Below are 7,343 nucleotides of genomic sequence, written 5' to 3' on the forward strand. Positions count from 1 at the left end.
GGTGCCCCCGCCCGCCGCTGCCGCCACACTCGCCGAGGCAATAGTCTCGCGATGCTCGCCGCCGGGCTCGCCGATGAAGACGCGGCTATCGATCAAACCTGGAATGAGGGTCTTTCCCGCGCAGTCGATGACAGTCGCGCCTTCCGGCACACCCTGGTTCAGCGCCGCCTTGCCGGCGGCGACAATCTTCCTGCCCTCGACGATGACCGTGCCGACCTCGTCGATGCCGCGCGAGGGATCGACGATATGCGCCTTGCTGAAGACCGTTGTCGTCATGCGCCGCGCCCCTCATGGTTGCGGCGCGGATCGAGCAACGCTTCCATTACCGCCATGCGCACGGCGACGCCCATCTCCACCTGTTCCTGGATGACGCTCTGCGGCCCGTCGGCGATTTCGGACGCAATCTCGACGCCGCGATTCATCGGGCCGGGATGCATGACCAGCGCATCGTCCTTGGCCGCCTTGAGCTTCTCGGCATCGAGGCCGAAATAGCGGAAATACTCACGAATCGACGGCACGAAAGCGCCTTCCATGCGCTCGCGCTGCAGGCGCAGCATCATCACGACATCGGCGTCCTTGAGGCCTTCGGCCATCGAGCGGGCGACGATGACGCCCATCCTGTCGATGCCCGAGGGCAGCAGCGTCGAGGGCGCGACGACGCGCACCTGGGCACCGAGCGCATTGAGCAGCATGATGTTGGAGCGGGCGACGCGCGAATGCAGGATGTCGCCGCAGATCGCCACGATCAGCTTCGACAGCGGCCCCTTGGCGCGGCGGATGGTCAGGGCGTCAAGCAGCGCCTGCGTAGGATGCTCATGCGCGCCGTCGCCGGCATTGACGACGGAGCAGCCGACCTTCTGCGCCAGGAGTGCTGCCGCACCCGCCGACTGGTGACGGATGATCAAGATGTCCGGCCGCATGGCGTTGAGCGTCATCGCCGTGTCGATCAGCGTCTCGCCCTTCTTAACTGAGGAACTCGCCACCGACATGTTCATGACGTCGGCGCCGAGCCGCTTGCCGGCCAGTTCGAACGACGACTGCGTGCGGGTCGAGGCCTCATAGAACAGGTTGATCTGGGTGCGGCCGCGCAGCGTCGAGGTTTTCTTCTCCGGCTGCCGCGAGATCGCGACGGCCCGGTCCGCCCGGTCGAGCAGCAGCTCGATATCGGCGGGGGAAAGTTCGCGGATGCCCAGAAGATGGCGATGAGGGTAGAGCGGCAAGGACGAAGCGTCGGTCATCTCAAGGCGCTGCTATAGGGTGCGGTGTCCCCAGCCGCAAGCACCAGCTTTGGATTGCAGGCTTTCTCCCCGGTATTTTCGTCGTGCGCGCGGCAACGCTTGGGCTATAACCCGCCGAAGGCTTCGGATTCGTAGCTTTCGCAAGATAAGGACAGGGCGTGACCGACGACGTGACGAACCAGCCGCCGCCGCTGACGGGCGGCAACGCCTGGCGGGGCGATCCGTTGCTGATCCAGCTTGCCGAGCGCTTTTCTGAACCGGTGCGCAAGGACCTCGACGGGCTCGGCCGTTTCGTGCTGACGCAGGAAGCGCAGGAACTGGCCCGCCTCGCCAATGTCGAGACGCCGAAGCTCAAAACCCATGATCGCCAGGGCCGGCGCATCGATCTGGTCGAGTACCATCCCGCCTACCACGCCCTGATGCGCCGCTCGGTCGCCAACGGACTGCATTCCTCGGTCTGGGAAAACGGCGACGCCGAGATCGGCCGCCGTCATCAGGTGAGGGCGGCGCGCTTCTACATCACCGCCGAGTTGGAGACCGGGCACCTCTGCCCGATCACCATGACCAGCGCCTCGCTGGCGGCGCTGATGGCAAGCCCAAAACTGTTCCGCGAATGGGCGCCGCGCGTAACGACCCGCAAATACGACCAGAGCCAGAAGCCACCGGTCGAAAAGACCGGGCTCACCCTCGGCATGGGCATGACCGAGAAGCAGGGCGGCACCGATGTGCGCGCCAACGTGACAAGGGCCGAGCGGGCGGGCAGCGGATTCTATCGCCTGACCGGCCACAAATGGTTCATGTCGGCGCCGATGTCCGACGCCTTCCTGGTGCTCGGGCAGGTGCCGGAAGGGCTTTCGTGCTTCCTCGTTCCGCGCATCCTTGGCGACGGCTCCGGCAACGGTTTCCGCTTCCAGCGGCTGAAGGACAAGCTTGGCAATCGCTCCAATGCCTCCTCGGAAGTGGAGTTCGTCAACGCCATCGGCGAGATGGTTGGCGAGCCTGGCGCTGGCATCAAGACGATCATGGACATGGTGACGCTGACCAGGCTCGACTGCGCCGTCGCCTCATCGGCGATCATGCGCGCAGGGCTGGCCGAAGCCGTCCACCACGCCCGCCATCGACAGGTGTTCGGCGCCAATCTGGTTGACCAGCCGCTGATGCAGCGTGTGCTTGCCGATATGGCGCTCGACGTTGCCGCCGCCACCGCGCTGTCGTTTCGTCTGGCGCGCTCTTTCGACGAGGCGGCCAGCGATCGCGGCGAGGCGGCTTTCGCCCGCGCCATGACGCCGGTCGTCAAATACTGGGTCTGCAAGATCGCGCCGCCGCTGCTCTACGAAGCCATGGAATGCCTCGGCGGCAATGGCTATGTCGAAGAGGCGCCGCTCGCCCGCTACTACCGCGAGGCTCCGGTAAATGCGATCTGGGAAGGCTCCGGCAATGTCATGGCGCTTGACGTGCTGCGCGTGCTGGGCCGCGCGCCAGGCCTGTTCGAGGAGGTGCTGGCCGGCATCGACCGCGACCTCGGCGCAGGCGGCCGCGGCACCATTGGCGTGCTCAAGGCGGCCATGCAGGTGGCGGCGACCGACGAGGGCTCGGCGCGCCTGCTCACCGAGCAACTGGCGCTGTCGGCGGCGGCGGCCGAGCTTCGCCGGTTGGGGGCAGGGCGTATCGCAGACGCCTTCGTCGAGACGCGTCTCGCCGGCCAGTGGCGCAACACCTATGGCATGCTCGATTCGCGCCACGACGCCCGCATGATCGTCGACACGCTTTATCCGCCGGTGAACTGAGCGGACCTGTGAGGTCAGTTATCGCGACCTGTGGATAGGCGTTAACCTTAACGAATGGTTTCCATTGCGGCGGCGGCCCGCAAGGCCCACTGTTCCCGTCGGAGCAAGGATTGGTTAACCATGTCGTTCCTTGCCCTGCAAAGCAGGAACGCCATGCGGCATGTATTGACCTCTTTTCTGGCCTTGCACTGGACGATCGTTTTCGCCCTGCTGGCCTTTATCTGCATCGACGGCAATCGAGGTGTCGCGGCAGCCCTTGGCGTGCTTGGCCTTGAGGTGGAAAACGGCCGCATCACCGGCCTGGAAAACGCCGCCGTCGTGGCGCCGCTGTCGATCGCGCTGCTGGTTGTGGCGGTGCTGTTCTGCTGGGCCTTCGTCGAAACGCTGCTCAACATAGCGGCAAATCCCGACGCCACGGATGGTGTCGCGCGCATCGCCTTCATTTCCGCCTCCGGCGTGCTGTCGCTGGTTCTGGTCGGCGGCGCGGCGCAAGGCATCGACGGGCTGTTCATGGTCGTCGCCGTCCAACTGACGGCGCTGCTTGCTTCCTATGTCGCGGTGCTGGCCGAGCAGCGCTCGGCGCGGGCTGAGGCATTCGCGGCCGACAACGAAATCCGCGCGACCGCCCAAGTCATGGCACGGGGCGCCGCGCACAGTTCGCTGCTGTCACGTATTTCCGGCCGGCCGGAAGCTAATTCGAGGGATGGCCGCTGATGCGTACCCTGTTCGCGCTCTGGGCTGCCCCGCTGCTCCTGTTCTGGGGCTGGTTCTTCCTGTCTCTCAACGACATGAATTTCGGCTACGTGATGCTGAGCCGCCCGCTGCATGACCTGGTGTTCCAGCTTTATGGCGAGATGCTGGGCATCGATCCCGCTTTGATTCCCGGCATGGTGGCGAAAGCCTGCGTCTTCGACAGCTTCCTGCTGATGGCGCTGTGGGCGTTCCGCCGCCGCCGCAACATCACCGCCTGGGTCAGGAATCGCTGGTCGGGTTCGGTTCCTCAAGTGACTGGAGCCGATCCAGCACTCCCTGCAGAATAAAGGCCGCCGCCGCCGAATCGATTTTGCCGGCGCGCTTCCTGCGCGAAAAATCCATCTCGATCAGCGTCCGCTCCGCGGCGACCGTCGACAACCTTTCGTCCCAGAGCACGAAGGGCAGGTCGGACAGGGACGCCATGTTGCGCACGAAAGCGCGCGATTTCTGGGCGCGCGGGCCTTCCGACCCGTCCATGTTGACGGGCAGGCCGAGCGCGATCGCGCCGACATTGTCCTTCTGCATCTGGGCGAGCAGCAGGGCCGCGTCGAGCGAGAATTTCCTGCGCATGATGACAGGCCGCGGATGAGCGAAAGTGAGGCCCCGGTCGGAGACCGCCACACCGATCGTCTTGTCGCCGAGGTCGAGCCCGGCCAAGGTCCTGCCGCCTTGGAGACGTGCCGGCAAGTCCTCGATCGATATGATGCCCAACTGCTTTCCTCTGACCTCAAGCGCGGCGCACCCTTTTTGACGCACCGCATGTGATGGCACTTTAATTCTGCCGGAGGCGTTCTATCCTCTGGCGCAGCAAAAATCGAGGAAGGCATTGATGAAACTGACCTGGTACGGACATTCGGCGTTCCGCGTCGAGACGGCAGGGGCCAATATCCTGATCGACCCCTATCTGATCGGCAATCCGTCCTGGACGGGCGGCTGGGAAGGGCCGGCGGAAGGGGTGACGCACGTGCTCTTGACCCATGGCCACAACGATCACGTCAGCGGCGCGCTGGAGATTCTGAAGAAGAGCGGCGCCGTCCTGGTCGCCAATTACGAGATCTGCATGTATCTGGTCGGCCAGGGCGCCAGCGGCAGCAAGATCAATCCCGGCAATATCGGCGGCACCGTCGATTGCGGCGCCTTCACCACCACCTTCGTCCAAGCGTTGCACTCCTCGTCCTTCGGCGGCGAGGGCGGCGCCAACACCTATCTCGGCAATCCCGGCGGCCTCGTGCTGCATTTCCCGCAGGACAAGACGCTCTACCATATGGGCGACACCGACATCTTCTCAGACATGGCGCTGATCAACGAACTGCATGAGCCGAAGATCGGCCTTGTGCCGATCGGCGACCGCTTCACCATGGGCGGCGCGGTGGCGGCGCTCGCCTGCCAGCGCTTCTTCAACTTCGACACGGTCGTTCCCTGCCATTTCGGCACCTTCCCGATCATCGACCAGACCGCCGACAAGTTCGTCGCCGGCATGGAGGGCTCCGGCGTCGATGTGGCCTTGCCGGCGATCGGCCAAACCATCACGTTATAGGCGCGGAGACGCGCTGAGCCGGGACTATTCATTGGGGAAATGGAATGAAATCATGGCTTTGAGGCAGACACTTTGTGTTTCGATGCTGGTTGCCGCGTCCCCCGCGCCGGCGGCCGAGGGCTTCATCGACGGCGTCTACCTGCAATCGGAGGAACTGTGCGCGCAGGCCAAGAAGGGCAAGCTGCAGGACTTGATCGAGGCAGGCAACATCGTCCTGTCGGCCCGCGGACTCGAGGGCATCGAATTCAATTGCGAGTTCCTTCAGGTCACCAAGGCATCGCGCTCGCCGAGCTGGGCGGTCACCGCCATCTGCCAGGAGCCGGGTTTCGTCTTTCCCGACGTCCTGTCGGTCACCCAAATGAGCCCGAAGCAGATCGACCTTGTCTCGGTTCGGCCGGTCGATGACGAGAGCGAGCAGGCCGGGAATGGCGGCAGCTACTTCCACTGCGAAGGCGTGGCGCTGCCTTAAGCCCAAATCTCAGCCATCCGCGCGGCGATGCAGGTTGCGCGGCGCGCGCGGCGCCGCTATAGCGCTGGTTTTCCCGAGGCAACAAAAATGTCCGTTGATCTTCAGACAGTGAAGCGCGTCGCGCACCTTGCCCGCATTGCGGTGAGCGAGGAGGACGCCCAGCGCATGACCGGCGAACTGAACGCCATCCTCGGCTTCGTCGAGCAGTTGAACGAGGTTGACGTTTCCGGCGTCGAGCCGATGACCTCGGTGACGCCGATGGAGATGAAGAAGCGCCTGGATATCGTGACCGACGGCAATAAGCCCGCCGACATCGTCGCCAACGCGCCGGCCACCGAAGAGAACTTCTTCCTCGTCCCGAAGGTGGTGGAGTAAAGGCCCGATGGCAATCGAGATCGCCGTCGAGACCGCCTTGCAGGACGATGTGCGCATCCTTGTCGAGGAACTCAACGTGACGCTGCTCGAACTGACGCCGCCGGAGCACTGCTACCACATGACCGTGGAGGAGATGGCCGGCAAGGACACGACGGTCTTCATCGCGCGCGACAATGGTCTCGCCGTCGGCTGCGGCGCGCTGAAGCGCCACGACAGCGGCATCGGCGAGGTCAAGCGCATGTACACCAGGCCCTCGCATCGTGGCCAGAAGATAGGCGCGAGCATTGTCGAGCGGGTCGAGGCGCTGGCACGCAGCGAGGGGATGACGCGCCTGGTGCTGGAAACCGGCGACCGCCACCCCGCCGCCTGGACTGTCTATGAACGCGCCGGATTCTCGCGGTGCGGCCCGGTGCTGGACTATCCCGACTCCGAATGGTCGGTGTTTTACGAAAAGAGCCTTGCCTGATGAGCGAACTGACACATCTGACGATTTCCGAAGCCCGCGCCAGGCTGCGCGGCAAGGAGATCACCGCCGCCGAGATCACCGAGGCCTATCTGCAGGCGATCGAGCGCGCCAATCCGGTGCTCAATGCCTATGTCACGGTCACCGGCGACAAGGCGCGCGACATGGCCAAGGCCTCCGACGCCAAGCTCGCCAAGGGCGAGGGCGGCGCGCTGGAAGGCATTCCGCTCGGCATCAAGGACCTGTTCGGCACCAAAGGCATCCATACCCAGGCCTGCAGCCACGTGCTGGACGGTTTCGAGCCTCGCTACGAATCAACCGTCACCGCCAATCTGTGGGCCGACGGCGCCGTCATGCTGGGCAAGCTCAACATGGACGAGTTCGCCATGGGCTCGTCCAACGAGACCTCTTACTACGGCCCGGTCATCAATCCGTGGCGACGCTCGCGCCTCGATACGGTGGTGATGCCGACCACGCACCAGGGCGACGGCGGCTTCGTCTCGGCCGGCGGCGCGAAAACCCAGCGCACGCTGGACAATGCCCAGCTCGTGCCGGGCGGCTCGTCCGGCGGATCGGCCTCGGCCGTTTCGGCTTTCCTCTGCGCCGGCGCCCTGGTGCGTGGTCGGCATCACCACCGTATCGAGGCGCGAGCGTCGCCACGGATTGATGACCGGGCCGTAGTAAGAGGTCTAGTTGGACGAGCCCATGGCGAACTCGTCCA

Annotated in this window: 10 protein-coding genes and 1 pseudogene; 8 read left to right on the top strand and 3 right to left on the bottom strand. The window is 64.7% G+C overall.

Annotated elements, in window-relative coordinates:
* A pseudogene (locus EN745_RS25330) lies at positions 1-276 on the bottom strand (dihydroorotase); the annotation flags it as partial.
* Positions 273-1,238 (bottom strand): aspartate carbamoyltransferase catalytic subunit, encoded by a 966-nt coding sequence (locus tag EN745_RS25335; protein WP_127422528.1) that lies wholly within the window; start codon positions 1,236-1,238, stop codon positions 273-275. The gene EN745_RS25335 and the pseudogene EN745_RS25330, both read right to left, overlap by 4 nt.
* Before the next feature lie 158 nt (positions 1,239-1,396).
* Between EN745_RS25335 and EN745_RS25340 the strand changes: the two genes are divergently transcribed.
* The 3 genes from EN745_RS25340 to EN745_RS25350 all read left to right on the top strand — a co-directional run bounded on the left by EN745_RS25340 (position 1,397) and on the right by EN745_RS25350 (position 4,065).
* Positions 1,397-3,025, top strand: a complete 1,629-nt coding sequence (locus EN745_RS25340) for a DNA alkylation response protein (protein ID WP_126054688.1) — start codon at positions 1,397-1,399, stop codon at positions 3,023-3,025.
* A gap of 153 nt (positions 3,026-3,178) precedes the next feature.
* Positions 3,179-3,739 carry a hypothetical protein gene (locus tag EN745_RS25345; RefSeq protein ID WP_127422531.1) on the top strand — a complete coding sequence of 187 codons (561 nt, stop codon included), beginning with the start codon at positions 3,179-3,181 and terminating at the stop codon, positions 3,737-3,739.
* Entirely contained in the window at positions 3,739-4,065 is a 327-nt protein-coding gene (locus EN745_RS25350; RefSeq protein WP_126054687.1) for a DUF6105 family protein, read from the top strand. Before EN745_RS25345 ends, EN745_RS25350 begins: the two co-directional genes overlap by 1 nt.
* Here the strand turns inward: EN745_RS25350 and ruvX are convergent.
* On the bottom strand, positions 3,998-4,489 hold the full coding sequence (gene ruvX / locus EN745_RS25355) for a Holliday junction resolvase RuvX (protein WP_127422529.1): 492 nt from the start codon (positions 4,487-4,489) through the stop codon (positions 3,998-4,000). The two genes, EN745_RS25350 and ruvX, sit on opposite strands and share 68 nt — an antisense overlap.
* A gap of 118 nt (positions 4,490-4,607) precedes the next feature.
* Here ruvX and EN745_RS25360 point away from each other — a divergent pair, with 118 nt between their 5' ends.
* The 5 genes from EN745_RS25360 to EN745_RS25380 all read left to right on the top strand — a co-directional run.
* Positions 4,608-5,315 (top strand): metal-dependent hydrolase, encoded by a 708-nt coding sequence (locus tag EN745_RS25360; RefSeq protein WP_126054685.1) that lies wholly within the window; start codon positions 4,608-4,610, stop codon positions 5,313-5,315.
* Between the two features lie 52 nt (positions 5,316-5,367).
* Positions 5,368-5,784 carry a hypothetical protein gene (locus EN745_RS25365; protein WP_127422530.1) on the top strand — a complete coding sequence of 139 codons (417 nt, stop codon included), beginning with the start codon at positions 5,368-5,370 and terminating at the stop codon, positions 5,782-5,784.
* Positions 5,785-5,871: 87 nt separating this feature from the next.
* Positions 5,872-6,159, top strand: a complete 288-nt coding sequence (gatC, locus tag EN745_RS25370; RefSeq protein WP_126054683.1) for an Asp-tRNA(Asn)/Glu-tRNA(Gln) amidotransferase subunit GatC — start codon at positions 5,872-5,874, stop codon at positions 6,157-6,159.
* A gap of 7 nt (positions 6,160-6,166) precedes the next feature.
* Complete coding sequence (locus tag EN745_RS25375; protein WP_126054682.1) at positions 6,167-6,625, top strand: GNAT family N-acetyltransferase; 459 nt, start codon at positions 6,167-6,169, stop codon at positions 6,623-6,625.
* The coding region (locus tag EN745_RS25380) for an amidase (protein WP_245487828.1) at positions 6,625-7,343 on the top strand (719 nt) is incomplete at its 3' end. The genes EN745_RS25375 and EN745_RS25380, both read left to right, overlap by 1 nt.

Source organism: Mesorhizobium sp. M4A.F.Ca.ET.022.05.2.1 (genome assembly GCF_003998845.1).
Lineage (GTDB): Bacteria > Pseudomonadota > Alphaproteobacteria > Rhizobiales > Rhizobiaceae > Mesorhizobium.